General features: G+C 75.4%; 16 protein-coding genes and 1 pseudogene. 9 read left to right on the top strand and 8 right to left on the bottom strand.

Features of this window, described 5'->3' with window-relative positions; translation table 11 throughout:
* Positions 1 to 47: 47 nt before the first annotated feature.
* Positions 48 to 3,650 carry a methionine synthase gene (metH, locus tag ACFYWL_RS04750; protein ID WP_386967372.1) on the bottom strand — a complete coding sequence of 1,201 codons (3,603 nt, stop codon included), beginning with the start codon at positions 3,648 to 3,650 and terminating at the stop codon, positions 48 to 50.
* Between the two features lie 192 nt (positions 3,651 to 3,842).
* On the opposite strand from metH, the gene ACFYWL_RS04745 reads away from it, so the two are divergent.
* A complete protein-coding gene (locus ACFYWL_RS04745; RefSeq protein ID WP_386967369.1) occupies positions 3,843 to 4,712 on the top strand; it encodes an LLM class F420-dependent oxidoreductase in 870 nt (289 codons plus the stop codon).
* A gap of 73 nt (positions 4,713 to 4,785) precedes the next feature.
* Here ACFYWL_RS04745 and ACFYWL_RS04740 read toward each other — a convergent pair whose 3' ends face one another.
* Together ACFYWL_RS04740 and ACFYWL_RS04735 are read right to left on the bottom strand one after the other, a co-directional pair.
* Positions 4,786 to 6,375, bottom strand: coding sequence for an FGGY-family carbohydrate kinase (locus ACFYWL_RS04740; protein WP_386967366.1), 1,590 nt, complete (start codon positions 6,373 to 6,375; stop codon positions 4,786 to 4,788).
* Between the two features lie 4 nt (positions 6,376 to 6,379).
* On the bottom strand, positions 6,380 to 8,668 hold the full coding sequence (locus tag ACFYWL_RS04735) for an aminotransferase class III-fold pyridoxal phosphate-dependent enzyme (protein WP_386967363.1): 2,289 nt from the start codon (positions 8,666 to 8,668) through the stop codon (positions 6,380 to 6,382).
* Between the two features lie 143 nt (positions 8,669 to 8,811).
* Here ACFYWL_RS04735 and ACFYWL_RS04730 point away from each other — a divergent pair, with 143 nt between their 5' ends.
* Positions 8,812 to 9,984, top strand: coding sequence for a PucR family transcriptional regulator (locus ACFYWL_RS04730; protein ID WP_386967360.1), 1,173 nt, complete (start codon positions 8,812 to 8,814; stop codon positions 9,982 to 9,984).
* A 50-nt stretch (positions 9,985 to 10,034) separates the two neighbouring features.
* Here ACFYWL_RS04730 and ACFYWL_RS04725 read toward each other — a convergent pair whose 3' ends face one another.
* The gene (locus tag ACFYWL_RS04725) at positions 10,035 to 10,616 is read right to left on the bottom strand and encodes a TetR/AcrR family transcriptional regulator (RefSeq protein WP_386967358.1); all 582 of its coding nucleotides are present in this window, start codon (positions 10,614 to 10,616) and stop codon (positions 10,035 to 10,037) included.
* A 69-nt stretch (positions 10,617 to 10,685) separates the two neighbouring features.
* On the opposite strand from ACFYWL_RS04725, the gene ACFYWL_RS04720 reads away from it, so the two are divergent.
* Both ACFYWL_RS04720 and ACFYWL_RS04715 read left to right on the top strand, forming a co-directional pair.
* Positions 10,686 to 11,177 carry an FBP domain-containing protein gene (locus tag ACFYWL_RS04720; RefSeq protein WP_386967355.1) on the top strand — a complete coding sequence of 164 codons (492 nt, stop codon included), beginning with the start codon at positions 10,686 to 10,688 and terminating at the stop codon, positions 11,175 to 11,177.
* Positions 11,178 to 11,242: 65 nt separating this feature from the next.
* Complete coding sequence (locus tag ACFYWL_RS04715) at positions 11,243 to 12,094, top strand: alpha/beta fold hydrolase (protein ID WP_386967353.1); 852 nt, start codon at positions 11,243 to 11,245, stop codon at positions 12,092 to 12,094.
* Here the strand turns inward: ACFYWL_RS04715 and crcB are convergent.
* Both crcB and ACFYWL_RS04705 read right to left on the bottom strand, forming a co-directional pair.
* The gene (gene crcB / locus ACFYWL_RS04710; protein ID WP_386967350.1) at positions 12,091 to 12,453 is read right to left on the bottom strand and encodes a fluoride efflux transporter CrcB; all 363 of its coding nucleotides are present in this window, start codon (positions 12,451 to 12,453) and stop codon (positions 12,091 to 12,093) included. The two genes, ACFYWL_RS04715 and crcB, sit on opposite strands and share 4 nt — an antisense overlap.
* Positions 12,450 to 12,989, bottom strand: a complete 540-nt coding sequence (locus ACFYWL_RS04705) for a CrcB family protein (RefSeq protein ID WP_386967347.1) — start codon at positions 12,987 to 12,989, stop codon at positions 12,450 to 12,452. Before ACFYWL_RS04705 ends, crcB begins: the two co-directional genes overlap by 4 nt.
* 247 nt (positions 12,990 to 13,236) lie before the next feature.
* Here ACFYWL_RS04705 and ACFYWL_RS04700 point away from each other — a divergent pair, with 247 nt between their 5' ends.
* Positions 13,237 to 13,671 carry a DUF6766 family protein gene (locus ACFYWL_RS04700; protein WP_386967344.1) on the top strand — a complete coding sequence of 145 codons (435 nt, stop codon included), beginning with the start codon at positions 13,237 to 13,239 and terminating at the stop codon, positions 13,669 to 13,671.
* A gap of 87 nt (positions 13,672 to 13,758) precedes the next feature.
* On the top strand, positions 13,759 to 14,724 hold the full coding sequence (locus ACFYWL_RS04695; RefSeq protein WP_386967341.1) for a zinc-binding dehydrogenase: 966 nt from the start codon (positions 13,759 to 13,761) through the stop codon (positions 14,722 to 14,724).
* Here ACFYWL_RS04695 and ACFYWL_RS04690 read toward each other — a convergent pair.
* Positions 14,714 to 15,826 carry a hypothetical protein gene (locus ACFYWL_RS04690; RefSeq protein ID WP_386967338.1) on the bottom strand — a complete coding sequence of 371 codons (1,113 nt, stop codon included), beginning with the start codon at positions 15,824 to 15,826 and terminating at the stop codon, positions 14,714 to 14,716. The genes ACFYWL_RS04695 and ACFYWL_RS04690 overlap by 11 nt on opposite strands.
* A 203-nt stretch (positions 15,827 to 16,029) precedes the next feature.
* Between ACFYWL_RS04690 and ACFYWL_RS04685 the strand changes: the two genes are divergently transcribed.
* The gene (locus ACFYWL_RS04685) at positions 16,030 to 17,136 is read left to right on the top strand and encodes a nucleotide disphospho-sugar-binding domain-containing protein (protein ID WP_386967335.1); all 1,107 of its coding nucleotides are present in this window, start codon (positions 16,030 to 16,032) and stop codon (positions 17,134 to 17,136) included.
* Positions 17,137 to 18,005: 869 nt separating this feature from the next.
* Here the strand turns inward: ACFYWL_RS04685 and ACFYWL_RS04680 are convergent.
* Positions 18,006 to 19,118: pseudogene (locus ACFYWL_RS04680) on the bottom strand (adenylate/guanylate cyclase domain-containing protein); the annotation flags it as partial.
* A 194-nt stretch (positions 19,119 to 19,312) separates the two neighbouring features.
* Here ACFYWL_RS04680 and ACFYWL_RS04675 point away from each other — a divergent pair.
* Entirely contained in the window at positions 19,313 to 22,234 is a 2,922-nt protein-coding gene (locus ACFYWL_RS04675) for a helix-turn-helix transcriptional regulator (protein WP_386967332.1), read from the top strand.
* A 135-nt stretch (positions 22,235 to 22,369) separates the two neighbouring features.
* The gene (locus ACFYWL_RS04670) at positions 22,370 to 23,140 is read left to right on the top strand and encodes a DUF5995 family protein (protein WP_386967329.1); all 771 of its coding nucleotides are present in this window, start codon (positions 22,370 to 22,372) and stop codon (positions 23,138 to 23,140) included.
* Positions 23,141 to 23,183: the final 43 nt, after the last annotated feature.

Raw genomic sequence — 23,183 nt, 5'->3', positions numbered from 1 at the left:
ACCCCGCGCCGGCCGGGCCCGCCGCCGGGCGGGCCCGGCCGCGCCGGTCACGGCTCGTAGGCGAGGTTCGGGCGCAGCCAGCGCTCGACCTCGGCGAGGGCCACGCGACGCCGGGCCGCGTAGTCCTCGGCCTGGTCGCGGCCGATCCGCCCGACCGTGAAGTACCGCGAGTCGGGGTGGGCGAAGATCAGGCCGCTGACGGCCGCCGCGGGCGTCATCGCGTACGACTCCGTCAGGCCGATGCCCAGCTTCTCCGCGCCGAGCAGGTCGAACAGGTCCCGCTTCTCGCTGTGGTCCGGGCTGGCCGGGTAGCCCAGCGCGGGCCGGATGCCCCGGAACCGCTCGGCGTGCAGGTCCGCCAGCGCCGGGGCGGCGTCGGGCTCGAACCAGTCGCGGCGGGCCCGCAGGTGCAGGTGCTCGGCGAACGCCTCGGCGAGCCGGTCGGCCAGCGCCTTGACCATGATGGCGCGGTAGTCGTCGTGCTCGGCCTCGTAGCGGGCGGCCAATTCCTCCGCGCCGTGCACCGCCACCGCGAAGCCGCCCAGGTGGTCGCCGGCCGGCGCGACGTAGTCGGCGAGGCACCGGTTGGCCCGGCCGGTGGGCTTGGCGGTCTGCTGGCGCAGCATCGGCAGGCGCACCCCGGCGTCGTCGAGGACGATGTCGTCGCCCTCGGCGTGCGCCGTCCAGAAGCCGTACGCGCCCCGGGCGCGCAGCGACCCGTCGGCGACGATCGCGTCGAGCAGGGTGTTGGCGTCGTCGTAGAGCTCGCGGGCGACGGGCTGGTCGAGGATCGCCGGGAACTTGCCCTTCAGCTCCCACGCCAGGAACAGGAACTGCCAGTCGATCATCTCGCGCAGCTCGGTGAGGGACGGCTCGACGACGCGTACGCCGGTGAACGCGGGCACCGGCAGGTCGGCGAAGTCGACCCGCTCGCGGTTGGCGCGGGCCTGGGCGAGGGTGAGCAGCGGCTGGGCGTGCCGGTTGGCGTGCTGCTCGCGCAGCCGCTCCTGCTCGGCCCGGTTGGCCGTGTCGAGGGTCTGCGCGCGGTCGGCGTCGAGCAGGTCGGAGACCACGCCGACGACCCGGGACGCGTCGAGCACGTGGACCGTCGGCCCCTCGTACGCGGGGGCGATCCGCACCGCCGTGTGCTGCCGCGACGTGGTCGCCCCGCCGATGAGCAGCGGCATCCGCAGCCCCCGGCGCTGCATCTCGCCCGCGACGGCGACCATCTCGTCCAGCGACGGCGTGATCAGCCCCGACAGGCCGATCGCGTCGGCGCCCTCGGCCACGGCGGTGTCCAGGATCCGCGCGGCCGGCACCATCACGCCCAGGTCGACGACCTCGTAGTTGTTGCAGCCGAGGACGACGCCGACGATGTTCTTGCCGATGTCGTGCACGTCGCCCTTGACCGTGGCGAGGACGACCTTGCCCTGGCCCTGCCCGGCGGCCCGCTCCTTGCTCATGTACGGCTCCAGGTAGGCCACCGACCGCTTCATCACCCGGGCGCTCTTGACCACCTGCGGCAGGAACATCTTGCCCGCGCCGAACAGGTCGCCGACGACCTTCATGCCGTCCATCAGCGGGCCCTCGATGACGTCGAGGGGCCGGTCGAACAGCAGGCGGGCCTCCTCGGTGTCGGCCTCGACGTAGTCGACGATGCCGTGCACCAGCGCGTGCGTGAGCCGCTCGGTGACGGGCGCGGCCCGCCAGGCCAGGTCGACCTCCCGCTTGGTGCCCGACCCGGTGACCGTGGACGCGAAGGTGACCAGCCGGTCGGTGGCGTCGGGCCGGCGGTCGAAGATGACGTCCTCGACCAGTTCGAGCAGGTCCGCCGGGATGTTCTCGTAGACGCCGAGCTGGCCGGCGTTGACGATGCCCATGTCCAGCCCGGCCCGCACGGCGTGGAACAGGAACGCGGAGTGCATCGCCTCGCGCACCACGTCGTTGCCGCGGAACGCGAACGACAGGTTGGAGATGCCGCCGCTGGTGCGCGCGCCGGGGCAGCGGGCCTTGATCAGCGGCAGGGCGTCGATGAACGCCTTCGCGTAGCCGTTGTGCTCGGCGATGCCGGTGGCCACGGCCAGCACGTTCGGGTCGAAGATGATGTCCTCGGGGGCGAAGCCGGCCTCGCGCACCAGCAGGTCGTACGCCCGCCCGCAGATCTCGACCTTGCGTTCGGTGGTGTCGGCCTGGCCCTGCTCGTCGAAGGCCATCACCACCACGCCCGCGCCGTAGCCGCGGATCGCCCGGGCCTGGGCCAGGAACGGCTCCGGGCCCTCCTTCAGGCTGATCGAGTTGACCACGCCCTTGCCCTGCACGCACTTCAGGCCGGCTTCGAGCACGCTCCACCGGGAGCTGTCGATCATGATGGGGATCCGGGCCACCTCGGGCTCGGTGGCGATCAGGTTGAGGAACGTGGTCATCGCCCGCTCGCTGTCGAGCAGGTCGGCGTCCATGTTGACGTCGAGCAGGTTCGCGCCGCCGCGCACCTGCTCGACGGCCACGTCGACCGCGCCCTGGTGGTCGTCGGCCTCGATGAGCCGGCGGAACCGCGCCGAGCCGGTCACGTTGGTGCGCTCGCCGATCATCACGAAGCCGGTGTCGGGCCCGATGGTGAACGGCTCCAGGCCGCTGAACCGGGTCGCCGGGGCCTCCCGGGCGACCGGCCGCGGCGGCATGCCCCGCACCGCCGCCGCGATCCCGGCGATGTGCGGCGGGGTCGTCCCGCAGCAGCCGCCGACGATGTTGACCAGGCCGTCGCCGGCGAAGCCGCCGAGCAGCGCGCCGATCTCCTCCGGCGTCTGGTCGTAGCCGCCGAACGCGTTGGGCAGCCCGGCGTTGGGGTGCGCGGCGACGTAGGCGCCGGCCAGCCGGGACAGCTCCGCCACGTGCGGGCGCATCTCCGCCGCGCCGAGCGCGCAGTTGACGCCGACGACCAGCGGCTCGGCGTGCGCGATGGAGCGCCAGAACGCCTCCACCGTCTGCCCCGACAGCGTGCGGCCGCTCAGGTCCACCACCGTCACGGAGATCCACAGCGGCAGGTGGGGGGCCGCCTCGCGGGCCGCCGCGATCGCCGCCTTCGCGTTGAGCGTGTCGAAGATCGTCTCCACCAGCAGCAGGTCGACCCCGCCCTCGGCCAGCGCCGCCATCTGCTCCGCGTACGCGGCCTTGACGTCGTCGAACGTCACCGCCCGGTACGCGGGGTCCTCCACCCGCGGCGACAGCGACAGCGTGACGTTGAGCGGGCCGACGGAGCCGGCGACGAACCGCCCGCCGGCCTCGTCCGCGGCCTGCCGGGCGAGCTGCGCGCCGCGCACGTTCATCTCGCGCGCCAGCGCCTCCAGGCCGTAGTCGGCCTGCCCGATGCTCGTGGCGGTGAACGTGTTGGTGGTGGTGATGTCGGCCCCGGCCGCGAGGTATTGCCGGTGCACGTCCAGGATCAGGTCGGGGCGGGTCAGGTTGAGCAGGTCGGGGTCGCCGGTGACGTCGCGGGGATGGTCCGCGCCGATCAGGTCGCCCCGGTAGTCGGCGGGGGAGAGCTTCGCGCCCTGCAACATGGTGCCCCACGCGCCGTCGAGCACCACGATGCGCTCGGCCAGCAGCCGCCGCAACGCCGCAACGGCGCCTGAACCGTCGGCGGACGAACCCACACCAACCACCCCCGAAGTCTCGGAGGCGCCCTTGGTCCACGTGCTCCCAGGTCGAGCGTGGCGGGCCGGGCCCGTCGCAGCGCCTCTCGCCCTGGTAACGGGAGACTACCGGATACCGGCCCAGAACCGTCGAATCGTTCCCACCCAGTGCGACGGCCCGGTCGCCACTAGGCTCGACCCGGAGGTGTGGAGATGAAACTCGGACTGCACTACTGGACGTTCTCGACCCCGGCCGACGCGGCGGCGATCGCGCCGACCCTGGCCGAGACCGCCACCCTCGCCGAGCAGGCGGGGTTCGCGTCGTTCACCGTGATGGACCACTACTTCCAGATGGAGGCCCAGGCCCCGGCCGAGGAGCCGATGCTGGAGGCGTACACGACCCTCGGCTACGTCGCGGCGCTGACCCGGAGGATGACGCTGGGTGTGCTGGTCACCGGCGTCATGTACCGCCACCCGGGGTTGCTCGCGAAGATCGTCACCACGCTGGACGTGCTCTCCGGCGGCCGGGCCCGCCTCGGCATCGGCGCGTCCTGGTACGAGCGGGAGCAGCGCGGGCTCGGCGTGCCGGTCGTCCCGGTGGCCGAGCGGTTCGAGCGGCTGGAGGAGACGCTGCGGATCTGCCGGCAGATGTTCAGCGACGACGACGGGCCCTTCGAGGGCCGGCACTACCGGCTGGCCGAGACGCTGAACTCGCCGCAGCCGCTGCGCCGCCCGCACCCGCCGATCATGGTTGGCGGCGGCGGTGAACGCAAGACGCTGCTGCTGGTCGCCCGGTACGCCGACGCGTGCAACCTGTTCGGCTCCAGCCCCGAGGACGTGGCCCGCAAGCTGGACGTGCTGCGCGGCCACTGCGCCGCCGAGGGCCGCGACTACGACACGATCGAGAAGACGGCCGTCATGATGCGACCGCCGTTGGCCGACGTCGACGCGTTCGTCGCCGACGTGGCCGCGTACGCCGCGCTCGGGGTGACCGAGGTGCAGGTCATGCCGGACCGGCACCCGGTGGAGTTCACCCGGCGGGTCGCCGACGAGGTGCTGCCGAGGCTGGCCGACATCGGGTGACTGCGCGGCCGGCCCGACCGGCAGGCCGCCCGCGCCGCGCTGCGCCCCGCCCGGCGGGGCGGTGCGCGGGCGGCTAACCGCGCAGCCGCCGGTAGACCGGGGCCAGCCGCCGGTGCAACTGGCGGTAGACGTCGAAGATCTCGTCGTACGTGGCCCGGTGCGCGGGCGTCGGCACGAACACCCGGTCGCTGCGCATCAGGCCGGGCAGGTCGGCGAAGTCGACCATCCCGGTGCCGACCGCGCCGATCCAGCCCGCGCCCCGGGCGTTGACCGCCAGGGGGTTCGCGTCGCGCCGGATCTCGACGCCGAGCACGTCGGCGAAGATCTGGCACCACGAGTCCGACAGCGCCCCGCCGCCGGTGATCGCCAGCGAGGTGACGGGCGCGCCGAGGAACCGGTCGACGGCCCGGAACAGCCAGCGGGTGTTGAACGCGACGCCCTCGAAGACCGCCCGCAGCAGGTCGGAGCGGTTGGTGTCCAGCGAGATGTTGAGGAACGCCGCGCGCAGGTGCGGGTCGTCGACCGGGGCGCGTTCGCCGTAGAGCCACGGGGTGTAGAGGACGCCGTTCGCGCCCGGCGGCACCGTCGGGATGATCGTGTCGAACGCGTCGAAGATGGTGCCCTCGTCGCGGCTGACCTGCCCCGCGCCCAGCAGCGGGTCGTCGTACTCGACGACCTTGTCGCGCAGCCAGGTCAGGTTGGCCCCGGCGGTGGCCTGCAACGCGGTCATCAGGTAGCGGTCGGGGATGGCGCACGGCACCGCGGCGATCCCGGCGGCCACGTCGGTCTTCTTCGCCGGCACGTGTGCGGCGACCCACGACGAGGTGCCGAGATAGAGGTGCGGCTCGTTGTCGCCGGTCGTGCCCGCCCCGATCGCGGCGGCCGTGTTGTCGATGGCCCCGGCGACCACCCGCACCGACTCCGGCAGGCCCAGGTGCGCGGCGGCGGCCGGGGACAGCGTGCCGATCACGTCGGTGCAGGCCACGATCGGCGGCAGCTTGTCCCGGTCGATGCCGCAGTCGGCGACCAGGGCGGGGGAGTAGCGGACGTCGCCCGGCCGCCGGTTGTCGGTCACCCACGAGGTGAGGATCGAGTCGACGGTGGCCACCGTCCGCCCGGTCAGCTTCAGGTTGATCCAGTCCAGCACGTTGAGGAACGACGCGGTGCGCGCGTACACCTGCGGCATCTCGTCGCGGACCAGCAGCATGTGCGCCGCCGGGTCCTTGCCGGTCGGCGACGGCATGCCGCCGGTGAGCCGCAGCCAGCGCGCGATCCGACGCACCGACAACCCGTGGTACGCGGGGAAGCCGCCGAACTGGCGGCGCAGGTTCGCCGCGCCCCGCATGTCCAGCCAGCTGATGCACGCCGTCAGCGGCTCACCGGCCGCGTCGACGGCGATCGTCCCCTCGCCCTGCGTGGAGGCGCACACGACGGCGACCGCGCGCAGGTGGTCGGGGTGGGCGCGGCCCAGGTCGGCGGCGGCCTGCCCGAGGGCGTCCCACCAGGCGCGGGGATCCTGCTCGGCGCCGCCGCCGGGCAGCACCCGCAGCGGCACGGCCCGCTCGGCCCAGCCGGTGACGACGCCGTCGGCGGCGACGAGGGCGGCCTTCATGCCGGAGGTGCCCAGGTCGATCGCGAGCACCTGCGGTGCCGTGGCTGCCACCGGCTCAGACCCCTTCGACCTGCGCGAACACCTGGTCGAACCGCGCGAGCGCGTCGTCGATGACCTCGTCGGTGTCGGCCATCGAGGTGTACATCCGCGAGCCGGCCAGCGTGATGATGCCGTGCGCAGCGTACGCCGCGCCCATCTGCTCCATCAGCCGCTTGCGGGCCTTGTTCTCCTTGAGCAGCTTCACCGGGTGGCGCATGTCCAGCAGCATGACGCCGCTGCACTCCAGGTGCACGATCGAGCCCTGGTTGTAGGCGACGTACGGCAGGCCGTAGCGGTCGATGAGCCGTTGCAGGCCCCGGGTGAGCCGGTCGCCGGCCCGCCCGGCGATGACCGGCGCGTTGGTGCGGGCCATCTCCTCGATGGCGAAGTAGCCGGCCGCGCAGGACAGCGGGTTCGCCGACAGGGTCCCGCCGACCTGGATGTGCGCGCCGCTGCGGCCGTCCAGCCCGGAGCCGAAGACCGCCATCACGTCGGCGCGACCGCCGACGCCGCCGGCCATCGGGTACCCGCCGGAGACAGCCTTGCCCAGCACCGTCAGGTCGGGGGTGACGCCGAAGTAGCCGGCCGCGCCGCCCAGGCCGAGGCGGAACCCGGTGACCACCTCGTCGAAGACCAGCAGCGCCCCGAACTCGTCGCAGAGCTGGCGTACCTTGGCGTTGAAATCACGCGGCACCGGCCGGGTGCCGGACTCCGGGCCGACGGGCTCGACCACGACGGCGGCCGTGCCGCCCCGCAGCCGGTTCTCAATCAGCTTGCGCCGCAGCTGCCCCAGGTCGTGCGGGAACGCCTCCCGGGTGCGGCTGGTCGCGCCGAAGGGGATGCCCTTGGCGTTCATCCGGTAGGTCCCGGGCACCCGCAGCCCGTAGACCATGGTGTCGGACCACCCGTGGTACGCGCCGCCGACCTTGATCACCATCTTCTTGCCGGTGAACGCCCGCGCCCCGCGCACGGCGGCCATCACCGCCTCGGTGCCCGAGCCGAGCGCCCGGTACATCTCCACGTGCGGCAGGTACCGGTGGATGATCTCGGCGAGCTTCAGCTCGTACTCGTGGAACAGGCCGGTGACCGGCCCGGACGCCCGCACGACCTCCGCGACCCGCTCGTTGACCGGCCCGTAGTTGCTGCCCAGGATCGTCGGGCCGCCGGCCTGGAGGAAGTCGATGTAGGTGTTGCCGTCGCGGTCGACCAGGTGCGCGCCCTCGGCCCGCTCGATCGCCAGGGGGAACGGGTAGTTGAACGCCAGGTTGTGCTGCACGCCGCCGGGGATGCGCCGCTTCGCCCGCTCGGTGATCTCCCGGCTGGCCCGGCACTTGGTCTCGTAGTAGTTGAGCACGTCGAGCAGCGCGTCGTGGCGCAGCCCGCGGATCGGCTGGGCGACCAGCGCCCTGAGCCGGCGCATGACGTCGTCGACGTCGGGATACTCGCTGATCGCGTACCCGAGCCGGGCCGCCTCGCTGCGGTTCTCCGTGTCGGCGGCGGTGTCCCCGCCGTCGCTTCCCGTGCCGGCGGCGGTGTTCCTTCCGGCGGCGGCGAGCGCGGCGGCCGTCGCGTCGGCGCTGGGCGGCTCCTCGCCGGCGGGCACCCGCAGCGGCGGCACCGCCTCGGTGATCTGGGCGGCGATACGCTTCTCGTCGGCGCGCAGCTTGCCGAAGGCGACCTCCCGGATCGCCGTCGGGATGGTGTAGACCTTCCCGGTCTCGGTGGTCAACGCCAGCAGGTAGGCGATCGACACCTTCTCCAGCAGCGCCATGTTGAACACCGCCCGGTCCGGGTCCGTGCCCAGGGCGACGATCCCGTGGTTGGCGAGGATGAACGCGTTGTCCCCGCCGGCCACCTTCTTCTGCACGTTCTTCGCGAGGAAGCCGGTGCCCGACGGGGCGTAGTCGACGATGGCGACCCGCTTGCCGAGGAAGCGCACCTGCTCGTCGGTGAGCGCCGGGATCGGCCGGCGCAGGAAGGCCAACGCCGAGGCGTACGGCTGGTGGGTGTGCACGATCGCGTTGACGTCCGGCCGCTGCCGGTAGATGTTGGCGTGCATCCCGCACTCGATCGACGGCGGGAGGCCCGTGCCGGAGCCGTCGGGCACGTGCTTGCCGGCGAAGTCGACGATGCAGACGTCCTCGACCCGCATCCGGTCGTAGTCGTAGTTGCTGGGGGTGACCGCGTACAGCTCGTGGCCGGGCACGCGGACCGACACGTTGCCCTCCGTGGCCTTGAGGTAGCCGCGGGCGAGCATGGTGCGGCACATGTCGACGACGTGTTGGCGGGACGTGCGGTGCTCCACGGCGCTCTCCTCGGTGCGGGCCACGACTGGATCGGCGGGGGTGCCCGTCGCGGTCCATCGTCGCCGGGCGGCCGGCGCGGAGCACCGTCCCGCCGGACGCGAGAACGGGACCCCTGATTGTCACCACGTGACAAAATCGCGGGATGAGCGCGCCCGCCACACCCTGGGAGCGACTCCCCGCCGACCTGGCCGCCGCGATGCGCCCGCGCCTGCCCGCCACCGTCGGGGCGGTCGCGGCGGCGGTCACCGAGGCCACCCCGGCCTTCGCCGCCATCTCCGACGCCAAGTTCGCCCGGGACGTACGTACCGCCGTGCAGGTCGCGTTCGAGCGTTTCGTCGACCTCGTCGGCACCGCCGAGCCGGCCCTGCCGCCGCCTGTGCGGGACGTCTTCGTCGCGCTCGGCGCCGGCGAGGCGCGCGAGGACCGTGGCCCGGAGGCGCTGCTGGCGGCGCAGCGGACGGCGGCGCGGCTGATGCTGCGCACCGCGTCGGAGTCGCTGGCCCGGCTGCGTCCCGTCGACACCGCGGAGCTGATCGACCTGTCGGACGCGATCACCGCGTACGTCGACGAGCTGGTTGCCGCGAGCACCGACGGCTACGCCCTCCAACTGCGCGAGCAGGCCGGCGAGGGCGCCCGGCGGCGTCGGCAGCTCGCCGAACTGCTGCTGCGCGGCGACGGCCTGCCCGCCGCCGTCGAGGCCGCCGCCGCGCGGATCGGCTGGCCGCATCTCGACGAGGTGACGCCGGTGCTGCTGCCGCTGGAGCAGGCCCGCGACGCCCGGTTCCGCTACGGCGCGGACGGCCTCGTGGTCGAACGCGGACGCGACGCGGTGCTGCTGCTACGGGGCGGCCCCCGCGCCGCCCGCCCGCAGCTCGCCGAGGCCCTCGCGGGGCGCGGGGCGGTGGTGGGGCCGACGCTGGGCTGGGCGCGGGTGCCGTCGGCGGTCCGCCTCGCGGAGCTGACTCCCGGGCCGGCCGGGGCCGACCCGGGGCCGGTCTTCGTCGACGACCACCTGACCGCGCTGACCCTGCGCGGGGAGACCGGCGCGCTGGCCGTGCTCACCGCCCGCCGGCTGGCGCCGCTGGCGCACCTGCGCCCGGCGCAACGGGAGAGCCTGCTGGTCACCCTCCACAGCTGGCTGCGGCACTGGGGCTCGCGCGCCGAGGTGGCCACGGAGCTGTTCGTGCACCCGCAGACCGTCAGCTACCGCATCAGGCGTCTACGCGAGCTGTACGGCGACGACCTGGACGACCCGACCGCCCGCACGGAACTCCTCCTGGTCCTAACCGCCCGGCCCCCATCCCCGCCCCGGTGATCAAGAGGAAAGCGTCAAAGGTGATCACGACGGTGACGCAAACCTCTTGATCACCGAGCCGGGCCGAGCGGGGGCCAGGTGCGGAGTAGGGCGTCGAGGGCGTCCAGGACGCGGGTCCAGGTTTCCTGGGTGTCGGGGGCGCTGTGGTCGAACCCGCCTGCCAGCTCCAGGCTGACGTAGCCGTGGAAGACGCTGCCCAGCAGGCGGACCGCGTGCGTCTGGTCGGGCTCGGCCAGGTCGTACCCGCGCAGGATCGCCCGGAGCATCCGGGCGTGCCGGACGCCGGCGCTGGCGGCGGCCGTGGCCGGGTCGAGCCGGAGCTGGGCGGCGGCGTAGCGGCCCGGATGCTCCCGGGCGTAGTCGCGGTAGGCGTCGGCCAGGGCGGTCAGCGCGTCCTTGCCGGACCGTCCGGCCAGGGCGTCGGCGGCGCGGGCAGCGAGTTCGTCCAGGGCGAGCAGGGCGATCCTGGTCCTGAGGTCCTGGGAGTTGCGCAGGTGCGAGTAGAGGCTGGCGACCGTGACGTCGAACCGCCTGGCGACCGCCGAGACGGTCACCCGGTCGAAGCCGACCTCGTCGGCCAGCTCCGCCCCGGCCAGGGTCAGGCGTTCTGCGGTGAGTCCTGCGCGGGCCACGATCCTCCTCGGTTGCCTAATCCGATTATGCGTTTGCCTAATGGCTTTAGGCAACCTAGCGTGCCGTCCATGGAGCCACTGACCGAGCAGCAGATCCGCGCCGCGTTCGTCAACTGCACCAAGGGCGAGGCGAAGCGCCTCCCCGTCCCGCGTGACCTGGCCGACCGGCCCTGGGCGGACCTGGACTACCTCGGCTGGCGGGATCCCCAGGCCCCGGACCGCGCCTACCTCGTCATCGTGCTGGACGGACGCCCGACGGCCCTCGCGCTGCGCTGCCCCAGCCCCGCCGCCGCCCAGCGACCGCGCGCCATGTGCGCGATGTGCCTCACGGCCCCGGTCGGCGGCGTCTCCCTCATGGTCGCGCGCCGGGCGGGCAAGCCCGGCCAGCAGGGCAACACCGTCGGCACCTACATCTGCACCGACCTCGCCTGCTCGCTGTACGTGCGGGGCAGGAAGGACGCCGGGCCCGGCGCGCGGCTCCCGGAGTCGATCACGCTGGAGGAGCGGATCGAGCGGACGGTGGCCCACGTCGCCGCCTTCGTCGCCAGGGTGACCGCGTGAGGGTGACCGTCGTGGGCCCGGTGAACCCGTTGGACGGTGCACCGGGGATCCGGCAGGGTGGTGGCATGGAACACGAGATCACCGTCGCGCCCGGCGTCCGGCTGTGGGCCGAGGAACGCGGCGACCCGGGCGCACCGGCGCTGCTGCTCGTCATGGGCGCCAACGCCTCCGGCCTGACCTGGCCGGACGCCCTGCTGGACGCGTTGGCCCGCCGGCACCGGGTCGTGCGCTACGACCACCGCGACACCGGGCGGTCGACGTGGTCCTTCGACGAGGACCCCTACCCGCTCACCGCGCTCGCCGCCGACGCCGTGCGGATCCTCGACGCTTTGGGCGTCGACCGCGCCCACGTGGTGGGCATGTCGCTGGGCGGCACCCTGACGCAACTGCTGCTGCTCGACCACCCGGAACGTGTGGCGACGGCCACCCTCATCGGCACCACCCCCATGGACGGCGGTCCGGCGGACGGGCCGGGGATCGCCCCCGACCTGCTGGCGCTGTGGGAGACCATGCTCCAGCCACGGGACCGTGCCGCCGAACTGGAGTGGCGCGTGCGGCACTGGCGCGTCCTCAACGGCGGCGAGTTGCCCTTCGACGCCGAGGAGTTCCGGCGTCGGGAGGAGCGCATCATGGCGCACGCCGGGCGGCACGAGAACGTGGCCGCGCACGCCCGCGCGGACCAGGGTGGCCTCGACCGCGCCGCAGAGCTGGCGGCGGTCGGCACCCCCGTCCTCGTGGTCGACTCCCCGGCCGACCCCGTCGCCGGCACCGCCTCCGCCCAACACCTCGCGGCGCTGCTGGGCAACGCGCGGCTCGTCACCGTGCCCGGGCTCGGCCATGCCCTGCCGGACGCGATCGCTCCCCGGCTGGCCGAGGTGATCCTCGACCACACGACCGCCCACGTGAGCGGAGGCTAGCCCACCAGCGCGCGGGTCGCCGCGTAACCCACCGCCGCCGCGGCCAGCCCGGCGACGACGCTGGCCAGCACGTTCGCCAGGGCGAGCAGGCGGGCGCCGTCGCGGGCCAGGCGCAGCGTCTCGTACCCGAAGGTGGAGTAGGTGGTGAGCGCGCCGCAGAACCCGGTGGCCAGCAGCGCGCTGGCCGCCGGGCCGACCGGGGCGGCGACCAGGGCGCCGAGCACCAGCGAGCCGACCACGTTCACGGTCAGGGTGCCCCACGGGAACGACGAGGCGTGCCGGGCCTGCACGGCCCGGTCGGTGAGGTAGCGCAGCGGCGCCCCGACGGCCGCGCCGAGGGCGATCAGCAGCACCGTCACGGCGCGTTCCGTCCGCCGGCGGCGTCGCTTCCGCCCCGGCGGGCCGGATGCCGCCCGTCGGCCCGCGAACCGCTCGCGCGGCCGAGCAGCCGGGCCGCGGCGGCGTCGCCGACCCAGACCCCGGCGAGCGCCCCCAGCAGGGTGGCGACGAGGTACGCCAGCGCGGTGCCCGCCGCGCCGGCCGCCACCGCCTGCCGCACGTCCACCGCGTACGTGGAGAAGGTGGTGTAGCCGCCGAGCACGCCCACGCCCACGAACGGCCGGGTGAGCGGCGGGACGCGGCCGGCGGTGACCACCGCCATCAGGGCCCCGATCAGCAGGCACCCGGACACGTTGACGCCGAACGTCGCCCAGGGGAACCCGGTCGGCCGGTGCGGGAACGCCGCCTGGACGCCCGCCCGGGCGAGCGCGCCGAGCACGCCTCCGGCCGCGATGACGCCGAGCACGACCCACGGGTGGGCGCGCAGCTCGCCCCGGTCGGCCGGCACCCGCAGGTCGACGTCGGGGTCGACCCGTCGCGGGGTCGGTCCTGTCACCCTCGCCCTCCCACCAGCCGCAGCGGCGTGCCAGCGGCCCGAGCCTACCGCCGCCGCCCCGCCACAGCGTGCCGGCCTCGACCGCGTCGAGGATGGCGGCGAGGCGTTCGGCGGCCAGGCTTGTTGCCGGGCGATGGCAACAAGGGGGCGGCGTTCTGTGAGGGCTCCGTCCCTGTTCAGCGCAGTTTCGGCCAGGTACAGGCAGGGCACATCACCGGTGCGATCGTTCGCCGAGAGGGGGAAAGTGATGGCGGAGACCAGCACGTCGACCGGTATGCGCCCGCCCGTCAGCGCCGACACCGGGGGTGGCCGCAGTCGCGGCCCGGTCGCCGGTCCGCCGTTCCGAAAACCGCGATGGCCCAGGGCGTACGCCTTCGCGCTGGTCACCGGCGCGCTCTTCCTCTTCTCGTGGGCCGGCCAGTTCCTCTTCCAGCTCGTGGTGCAGCGCAACGAGGCGAGCCAGCACGGGCAGGCGTTCGCCTGGTCCGAGTTCCTGCCGCAGTTCCTCGCCAGCACCCTGGAGAACTGGCAGTCGGAGTTCCTCCAGCTGATCTGGCAGGCCGCCGGGCTGGCCCTGTTCTACTACTGGGGCTCGTCCCAGTCCCGCGAGTCCGACGAGCGGATCGAGGCCAAGCTGGACGCGCTGCTGCGCGAGCGCAACCTGGACCCGGAGAACCCGTGACCCGGGCCACCCCGCGCGCCGGTTGACCTCAACCCCGCTTCACCTCCGAGGCTGTCCGCACACGGTCGAGGGAGGCGGAGGCGCGGGATGCGAGTGATCGAGGTGGCCCGGTTCGGCGGGCCGGAGGTGCTGACCCTGACGGAGGTTCCCGATCCGACGCCCGGCCCGGGCGAGGTGGTCGTCGAGGCGGCGTACGCCAACGTGCTCTGGATCGACACGGCGATCCGCGCGGGCCGGGCCGGGCAGTGGTTCCCGGTCCGGCCCCCGTACCGTCCCGGTTCGGGAGTGTCCGGGACGGTGAGCGCGGTCGGCGCCGGCGTCGATCCGGCCTGGACGGGCCGGCGGGTGGTCGCCCGGACCGGGCCGGCCGGCGGCTACCTGGACCGGGCCCCGGTGCCGGTCGACGACGTCCTCGCCGTGCCCGCGGCGGTGTCGCTGCGGGACGCCGCCGCCCTGCTCACCGACGGCGCCACCGCGTTCGCCGTGCTCGACCTGGTCGGCGTGCGGCCCGGCGAGCGGGTGCTGGTCACCGCCGCCGCCGGGGGAGCGGGCGCGCTGCTGGCCCAGGCGGCGCGGGCCGCGGGGGCCCGGGTGGTGGCGGCGGGCGGCGCGGTCAAGGGGAACGCCCTGCGTCGCCTCGGCGTCGGCGAGGTCGTGGACTACTCGGCCCCGGACTGGACCGACCGGGTACGCGCCGTCCTCGGCCGCGTCGACGTGCTCCTCGACGGCGCCGGCGGCGCGTACGGGCGGGCCGCGCACGACCTGGTGGCGTCGGGCGGCCGGGTCGCCGCGTACGGCGCGCCGGCGGGCGGCTTCGCCGTCTTCGCACCCGCCTCGGCCCGCGCCCGGGGCGTCACGGTCACCGACATCGGGGCCCTGCGGGCGGCCGGGCCGCAGGCCAGGCGGGCGCACCTGCGGGCCGCCCTGGACGCCGCCGCGACGGGCCGGGTCACGCCGCTGGTGGGGCAGATGTTCCCGCTGGACCGTGCCGCCGACGCGCACCGCGCCGTCGAGGGCCGGACGGCGGTCGGCAAGACCCTGCTCATCCCCTGAGCGGGACCGCCTGGGCCGGTACCGTCGGCGTCGACGCCACCGGGGCCGGGGCGGGCCGGGCGGGGCGGGCGGCCAGGCCGCCGAGCAGGGCGCCCAGCAGCGCGGCGAGGACGACGATGCCGCCGGTCACCTCCGGCGTCCAGCGGATCCCGGCGGCCAGGGCGAGGCCGGTCAGGTGCCCGGCGGCCAGCAGGCCGCCGAGCAGCGCCCCGGCCAGCGGCAGCCGTAGCGGCGCGTCCGGGCCGCGCGTCGCGTCCAGCCGCCACAGCAGCGCGTCGGCGACGGCCGCGCCGCCCAGGGCCCCCAGCGCCGCCCACGTCTGCGTCGTCGGAAACTCGTGCATCACCAGGTCGTACAGCGCGACCCCGGCGACCAGGGCGGCGCCCGCCCCGGGGACCGCGCGCCGCCGGTGGACCAGCAGGAACGGCCCGACCAGCAGCAGCGTCGTGAGCAGGTACGCGTCGACGCCGAGCACCGCCTGCGGCTGGGCGGCCACGCCGCCGATGGCCCGGGTCGGGGCGAGGGTGAGGAATGCCGACGCGTAGGTGAGCAGGATCGACGGCGTCATCGCGCCGAGCACGAGCGACGCGACGCCCGTGGCCGATCGTGCGCCGCCCTCGCCGCTGGCCCACCACGAGCGCAGCGGGCTGGTCACCAGGAGCACCGCCGAGGCGTCGAGCAGCAGGTGGCTCGGGCTGAACGCGGCGTCCAGGCCGACCTCCACCCCCAGCGTCTCGTGCCAGCCCAGATCGGCCAGGCCGGCGAGCAGGAAGGTCACCGCCGCGACGGCGCCGACCCGGTAGCCGGCCGGCCAGCCGTCGCGCCACCATCGGGGCGCGCCGCCACGCCGCCGGTACGCCAGCCAGAACGTCCACGCCGCCGTGGCCACGAAGCCCGCGTAGAGCAGCCCGTGCCACGGGGTGAAGAAGCCCTCGATGGTCTCGATGATGTTGGTGTGCGCCCACCCGTCGGACATCGCCCCGGCGGTGAGGCACGCCCCGAACAGGACGGTGACGAGGTCCTCCCGGCGGGTGGCCGGTGGCACTCCGGGGGAGGTGACTGCGGACGGTGAGGTGTCGTGGCGGACTCCGCTGCTGGTCATCGGCGGTCCTCTCGGGAGAAGGCAACTCAGCGTCATTGTGGGGCTCCCGTGGGCGACGATCCGGGACCTCGGCCGTCCGCGCCGGGCGCGTCGCGCCGCTGTCCACATTCCGGGACGCCCCGCGCGTCGGCGTGCGGCCGGGGCGGTCAGCCGCCCGCGCTCGCCGCCCCCACCGCCGGCCGGGCGCCGCCTACCATCGGCGAATGCGCGTCCTGGTGGTCTCCGCACCGTTGATCGGGCACGTCTTCCCGCTGCTGCCGCTGGCCCTCGCGCTGCGTGACGCCGGCCACGAGGTGCTCGTCGCCACGGGCGCCGACGGGATGGCCGCCGCCAGCAGCGGCCTGCCGGTGCGCGACGTCGTGCCCGGCTTCGACTTCGGCCGGATCGCCCGGTCGGTGATGCTGCGCCATCCGCTTCTCGGCCGCGCCGAGGTCGCCGGCACGGCCGGCACCCGGGGCGCTGCGCTGCTCTTCGGGCAGGTCAACGACGAGCTGGCCGACGGTCTCGTGGCGCTCGCGGCGCGGTGGCGGCCCGACCTGGTGCTCTACGAGCCCTTCGCGGTGGCCGGCGCGCTCGCCGCCGCCCGGCTCGACGTCCCCGCCGTACGCCAGGAGAACTCCCTGTTCGACGGCCGGGAACTGGTCCGGGTGACCACCGCCCGGCTGGCCGGGGCGCTGCGCCGACACGGCCTCGCGGGGCTGCCGCCGCCCGCCGCCGCCCTGGCCATCGCCCCGCCCAGCGTGACCGTCCAGGAGGGCTGGCCGCTGCGCTACGCCGCCTGGGCCGGGGGCGGCGAACTGCCGGGCTGGCTCGCCGAGCCCGGCCGCCGGCCCCGCGTGTTGGTCACCCGCAGCACGATCGCGGGCCCGATCGGCGCCGGACTCATGCGTGCCGTGCTGGCCGCCGCCGGCCGGGTGGACGCCGAGTTCGTCCTGGTCCGGCCCGGTCTCCGGCGGGCCCGGCGGCTGCCGGCCAACGTCCGGGCGGTGGGTTGGATCCCGCTGGCGGCCGCCCTGCCGGCGAGCGCGGCCCTGGTGCACCACGGCGGCTCGGGCAGCGCGTACGGGGCGTTCGTCGCCGGCATCCCGCAGCTGGCGACCACGGGGCCGGGGGACCGCCGGCACAACGCCGGCCTCGTCGCCGCCCGGGGGGCCGGCCTCGCCGTCGCGCCGCGGCGGATCACCGCCGAACTGCTCACCCGGCTGCTCACCGATCCGGCGCTGGCCCGGGCGGCCCGCGAGGTCAGCGGCGAGATCGCCGCCAGGCCGGCCCCGGCGGACCTGGTGCCCCGGCTGGAGGCGCTGGTCTGATCCCGGCCCCTGCCCGGCTGACCGCGACCGCGGCCCCGGCCCGGCCTCGGCTGAACGTGGCCGCGGCTCCGGCCCGGTTCCGGCTGGGCGCGGCCTCGGCGGGGCGCTGTCGCCGACACGGGGCGTTCCGGTGCGATCGACGCCGCCAGGTCGGTGACCTGGACCGGGGCCGGGTGCGTCGTCCGGGCCGTCGCCGGGGCCGGGCGCGCCGGCCGGAGCCGAGCCGGGGCCGGGTGCGTCGTGGGTCGCGTCGGGCGGTCCGGGGGCGCCGTCGTGCCGGCGCGGCGGTCGACGGCAGCCCGGACCGCCCGGGGCAGCCGGTCGTGCGCGGCTCGACGCAGCGCCGGGTCGGCGACGTCGTACCCGCCGCGCGCCGCCCGACGCAGCAGCCCGCGCGCGGCGAGCCGGCACATGATCGGCTCGGCGTGGCCCGCCGGCCACCCGAGGGCCCGGTCGACCGTCGCGGCGGCGACCCCCGGGCCCAGCGCGGCGGCGACCATCAGCGCGGCGCGCTCCCGGCCGTCGCAGGCGTCCAGGCGGGCGGCGGCGTCGGCGAGCACCCGCTGCGGCGGCTGCGCCGGGTCCGCCCCGGCGGCCACGTGCCGCACGTACGCCTCGGCGTGCCCCGGCAGCCCTCCGACCAGCGGCAGCAGCCGGGCCGCCAGCGCCGCCGGCTGTCCGGCCCGGGCCAGCAGGCAGCGCAGCAGCCGCCCGGTCTCCACCGCCGGCAGCGGGAGCAGCGGCACCTCGTCGTGCCTGCCCTCCGGGCCGGGACGCCCGGCGCTCCACTCCGGACGCCGCGTCGTCACCACCGCCAGCGGCACCCGCCGGGCGACGGCCGCGGCGAACAGGGCGCGCAGGAACCGGTCCGTCGCCGGGGCGGCCCGGTCCGCGTCGTCGACCGCCAGCACGACGGGCTGCCGGTCGGCCAGGCGCAGCAGCACCCGCTGCCACACCGCCGCGCCGACCGGCGACGACCCGTCGAGCAGCCCTTCCAGCGCGACCACCGTGGACGGCAGCCGCCCCGGGGCGACCAGGCCGTCGAGCGCCGCCAGCAGCCGTCGTCGTACGGTCGCCGGCGGCTCGTCGGCGCGCAGGCCCGCGAACGCGCGCAGCAGGTCGGCGACGGGCTCCACCGGCCGCTCGGGACGCGGCGGGCAGGCCGCGGCGTACCAGCGAACCGGCACGCCGTCGACGGTGGCGACCGTGCGGCGCAGCTCGTGCAGCACCCGGCTCCGCCCGCTGCCGGCCGGGCCGACCAGCGACACCCACCGCGGGTCGCGCCCGCGGACGGCCCGGACCACCCGGTCCCGGGCGACGGCGAGCTGCCGGCGGCGACCGACCAGCCGGCCATGGTGACGGACCGGCTCGGCGCGGTCGGCCGCGACGGCGAGCGCCACGTCCATGGGCAGCGACTTGCCGGCGACGGTCAGCGGGCCGAGCGCCCGGTGGACGATCACCCCGGCGGTGGCGCGGCGGGTGGCCGCGCAGACCACGACGCCGCCGGGCGGGGCGTGCTCCTGGAGGCGGGCGGCGGCGGTGATCACCGCGCCACTGGCCATGCCGTGCGCGCCGTCGCGGATGGCCGCGACGTCCACCAGCGCCTCGCCGGTGGCGACGCCGACCCGCGTGCGCAGGGCCGCCACGCCGGGCAGGGCACGCCCGTCCAGCGCGCGCTGGATCTCCAGCCCGGCCCGCACCGCGCGGTACGCGTCGTGGCCGTCGGACTCCCGGGCACCGAACAGGGCCATCACGGCGTCGCCGACGTACTTCTCGACCACGCCGCCCCAGCGGGCCAGCACCCCGACGACGGTGTCGAAGTAGGCACGTTGCAGCGCCCGGACCTCCTCCGGGTCGAGCCGGTCGATCAGCGCGGTCGAGCCGACGATGTCGGCGAAGAGCACGCTGACCGTTCGGCGTTCCTCGGGCACCGGCCAGTCGGCCGGCGTCGACGACTGCGTTTCCGTGACGATCGTGGACATGGGCATCGCACCGCCTCTCCCCCCGCTTGGTGCCTGACGACCTCAGGAGACTCCCACCACCGGTCCGACGGGGGATCGGCAGAACGACGTATGTCGGCCTACCGCAACCTTTGGTCGCAATGTCGACGCGAGGCGTACCAGTGGGGGCGAAGACCCGTAGAACGGTCCGGGGGCCTGTGACTAGGCTGCGAACCATGGCCAGCGATGTGGACCAGGCACCACTCGTCGGCCGTGCCGACCACCTCGCGACGCTGCGGTCCGCGCTGCTCGACGGCGTGGGCCCGGGGCAGACCGCGGCGGTGTTCGTCACGGGCGAGAGCGGGGTGGGCAAGACCCGGCTGCTGCGCGAGGCGGGCGACCGGTTCCGCGCCGGGGGCGCGCTCGTGCTCACCGGCTCGTGTCTCGACATCGGCGACTCGTCTCCCCTCCATCCGCTGTTGCAGGCGTTGCGGCGCTTCGACGCCGAGCTGACGGCGTCGCAGGCGCGGACGTCGTCGGCGGTGCGCGGGCTGTTGCAGATGTTCGCCGCGGAGACGGCCGGCCCGGACGGGGCGGGCGCCCTGCTGGAGCGGGTCTCCCGGGGGTTGCACCTGGTGGCACAGGGCCGCCCGTTGGTGCTGGTGCTCGACGATCTCCAGTGGGTCGACCGCAGCACCCGGCAGTTGCTGCTCTACCTGCTCGCCGGGCTCGGCGACCTGCAGTTGTCGGTGCTGGCGGCGGTGCGGGCGGAATCGTTGCAGGGCGCGCACCCGCTGCGGCGGGTCTTGACCGAGCTGCGTCGCCTGCGGTCGGTGCGGGTGCTCGACCTGGCGCCGCTGGACCGGGCGGGCACCGAGCAGTTGGCCGCGGCGGTGCTGGGCGGGCCGTTGGGCGCGGAGGCGGCGGAGTCGCTGTGGCAGCGCAGCGGCGGGAACCCGTTCGTGGTGGAGGAGTTGGCGCGGGACCTGCGCGAGGGGCGCGACGGGTTGTCGGAGACGCTGCGGGAGGTGTTCCTGGCCCGGGTGGACGCGTTGCCGCAGGCGGCGCACGAGGTGGTGCACGCGGTGGCCGCCGGGGTGGAGCCGGTGGGGCACTGGCTGCTGGCCGAGGTGACGCGGCTGCCGGAGGGCGAGCTGATCGAGGCGGTGCGGGCGGCGGTGGCGCACCGGTTGCTGGTGGGCGACGACGACGGTTACCGGCTGCGGCACCGGCTGGTGGCGGAGGTGCTCGCCCACGAGCTGCTGCCGGCGGAGCGGTCGGTGCTGCACCGCCGGTACGCGGAGGCGCTGACGACGGCCCCGGCGGAGTTGCACCAGGCGCGGCTGGCCCACCACTGGCGGTTGGCGGGGGAGCCGGCGCGGGCGTTGCCGGCGGCGGTCGCGGCGGCGCAGGAGGCCGAGCGGCTGCACGGCTACGCCGAGGCGCACCGGCACTGGTCGGTGGCCCTGCAACTGGCCGGTTCGCCGGCCGCCGGAGCCGCCCCGGTCGACGGCGGGCTCGCCGCCGACCGCGTGGAGCTGCTGCGCCACGCCGCCGAGGCGGCCCACCACTGCGGCGAGCACGCCCGCGCGCTGTCCCTGCTGGAGGAGCTGGCCGACGCCGAGGACGCGCCCCCGGCCTGCGCGCTGCACATCCGGCGGGCCCGCTACCTGGCCGCCGCCGGCCGCTCCGCGCCCGCCGAGGCGGAGTACCGGCGGGCGCTGGCCGCCGCCGACTGCACCCCCCGGGAGCGGGCCACCGCCGCCGCGCACCTGGCCGAGCTGCTGCTGCACCTGGGCCGCTACGCCGACGCGGGCGACCGGGCCCGGGAGGCCCTGGAGCTGGCGGCCGAGGTGGAGGGTTCCGTCTCCGAGGTGGTGCTGGCCAGCATGGCGCTGGGCTTCAGCGAGGCATACCTGGAGGACCCGGACGCCGGGCTGGCGGTCATGCGGGAGGCCCTCGACACCGCCGAGCGGGCCGGCCGGCCCGAGGACGTGGCGTGCGCGTACCTGCACCTGGCGGAGCTGCTGACCGGGCCGCTGAACATCCTGGAGGAAGGGGTGGTGGTGGCCCGCCGGGGCGCCGAGCGGGTCGCCGAGCTGGGCCTGGGCCGCACCTACGAGACCCGGCTGCTGGCCATCGCCACGAACGGGCTGTTCCGGGTGGGGCAGTGGGCCGAGGCGGAGAAGGTGGTCGCGGCGGCGCTGCGGCACCGCCCGTCCGGCGCGGACGCCGTCGAGCTGCTGCTGGCCCGCTGCCGGCTCTCCGTCGGGTACGGCGACATCGAGGCCGCCGACCGGGACCTGGAGGCGGTGGCCACCGTGCTGGCCGGCGGCGGGGCCCGGCACGTCATCCCGCTGCTGACCCTGCGGGCCGGGCTGGCCATGTGGCAGGGCCGGCACGACCTGGCCCGGCAGGCGGTGCAGCGGGGCCTCACCGAGATCCGCTCCGACGACGTCGGCATCCTCGCCGCCCTGGTCTGGCACGGGCTGCGCGCCGAGGCCGAGGCGCACGCCGCCCGGGCCACGGTCGATGCGACGGTGGTGCGCCGGTTGCGTGAGGTGGCCGAGCGGGTGGCCCGCAAGAGCGAGCACGCGGCCCGGCCGGTGCGCGACGTCGTCGACGGGTTCCTGGCGCTGTGCGAGGCCGAGGTCAGCCGCCTCGACGGCAGCGACCCGCAGCTGTGGGCCCGCTCGGTGTCCGAGTGGGACCGACGCCACCACCCCTACCCGGCGGCGTACTCGCGGCTGCGGCAGGCCGAGGCGCTGCTGGCCCGCCGCAGCCGCACGGCCACCGCCGGCAAGCTGCTGCGCGAGGCGTACCAGGTGGCGCAGGGGCTCGGCGCGGAGCCGCTGAGCGCCGAGATCCGCACGCTGGCGACCCGGGCGCGGGTGGCGCTGGAGGAGCGGGGCGTCCCCGCCGAGGGGCGGTCCGCGGCCGGGGCCGAGCCGGCCGGCGACGAGCTGACGGTGCTGACGGCCCGGGAGCGCGAGGTGCTCGCCGCCGTGGCCGAGGGGCTGACCAACAAGGAGATCGGCCAGCGGCTGTTCATCAGCGAACGCACCATCGGCGTGCACGTGTCGCACATCTTCGACAAGCTCCAGGTGCGCACCCGCGTGCAGGCCAGCGCGATCTTCCTCCGCAACCGTCCCGTGTAGCTCCTCCACGGCGTACGCCCGTCGCCCGCTTATACGTCGTTCTACTGATCCGCCGCACGGAGCACGGCTGAGAGGCTGTGCCCCGACGCCGCGGCACGGGAATGCCGCGGCGCGCAGGGGGGAGGACGAATGGGGATGGGCGAACCGGTCTGGGGCCCGGTACACCAGGACATCGTGGGGCTGCTCGCAGACCACCCGGCGGACGTGCCGGCGGTGGTCGACCACCTCACCAAGCTCCAGGATCTGCTGGTGCGGCTGCCCCCGCTGGAGGCGAGCTGCCCCCTCGCGGACTTCAACGAGCTCTACCTGACCATCACCACCAGCGTGCTGAACGGCCTGTACGACGACCGCTTCGCCGACCCGGTCTTCCTGGCCCGGCTCGACGTGGAGTTCGCCGCCCGCTACTTCGACGCGCTGCGTTACTGGACGGAGTCCAGCCCGGCCACCCCCCGGGCCTGGGCCTGCCTGTTCCGGCGGATGCGCGGCCCGGACGCCCGGCCGCTGCCGTCGGCCGCGGCCGGCGTGAACGCCCACATCAACTTCGATCTGCCGTTCGCGTTGGTGACCACGTTCGACAGCCTGGAGTCCGAGCCGGTCGACGGCACCGACCAGCACCGCGACTACCTGGAGATCAACCAGATCTTCGCCGAGCGGATCCCGGAGCTGCGGCGCGGCTACCTGGACAACTGGCAACTCATGATCGACATGCTCAACGGCGACATCGACGACTGGTACCAGGGCGAACTGATCGAGTACACGCGCAACGTGGCGTGGCGCAACGCCCAGAAGATCTGGCGCTGCCGGCATGATCCGGAGGCCCGCGAGTCTGAGCGCGAACGGCTGGACGACAACGCCGCCGCGCTCGGTCGGCTGCTGCTCTCGCCCCTCGGGGCGTTCCTGCAGTAGCCGGGTACGGGGGGTCCCCGCGCTACCGGGGGGGAAGCGCGGG

This window comes from Micromonospora sp. NPDC002575 (genome assembly GCF_042889525.1).
GTDB classification, from domain to species: Bacteria; Actinomycetota; Actinomycetes; order Mycobacteriales; family Micromonosporaceae; genus Micromonospora; species Micromonospora carbonacea.
The sequence above is the reverse complement of the archived record's forward strand: the minus strand, read 5'-3'. Positions and strand labels throughout refer to the sequence as shown.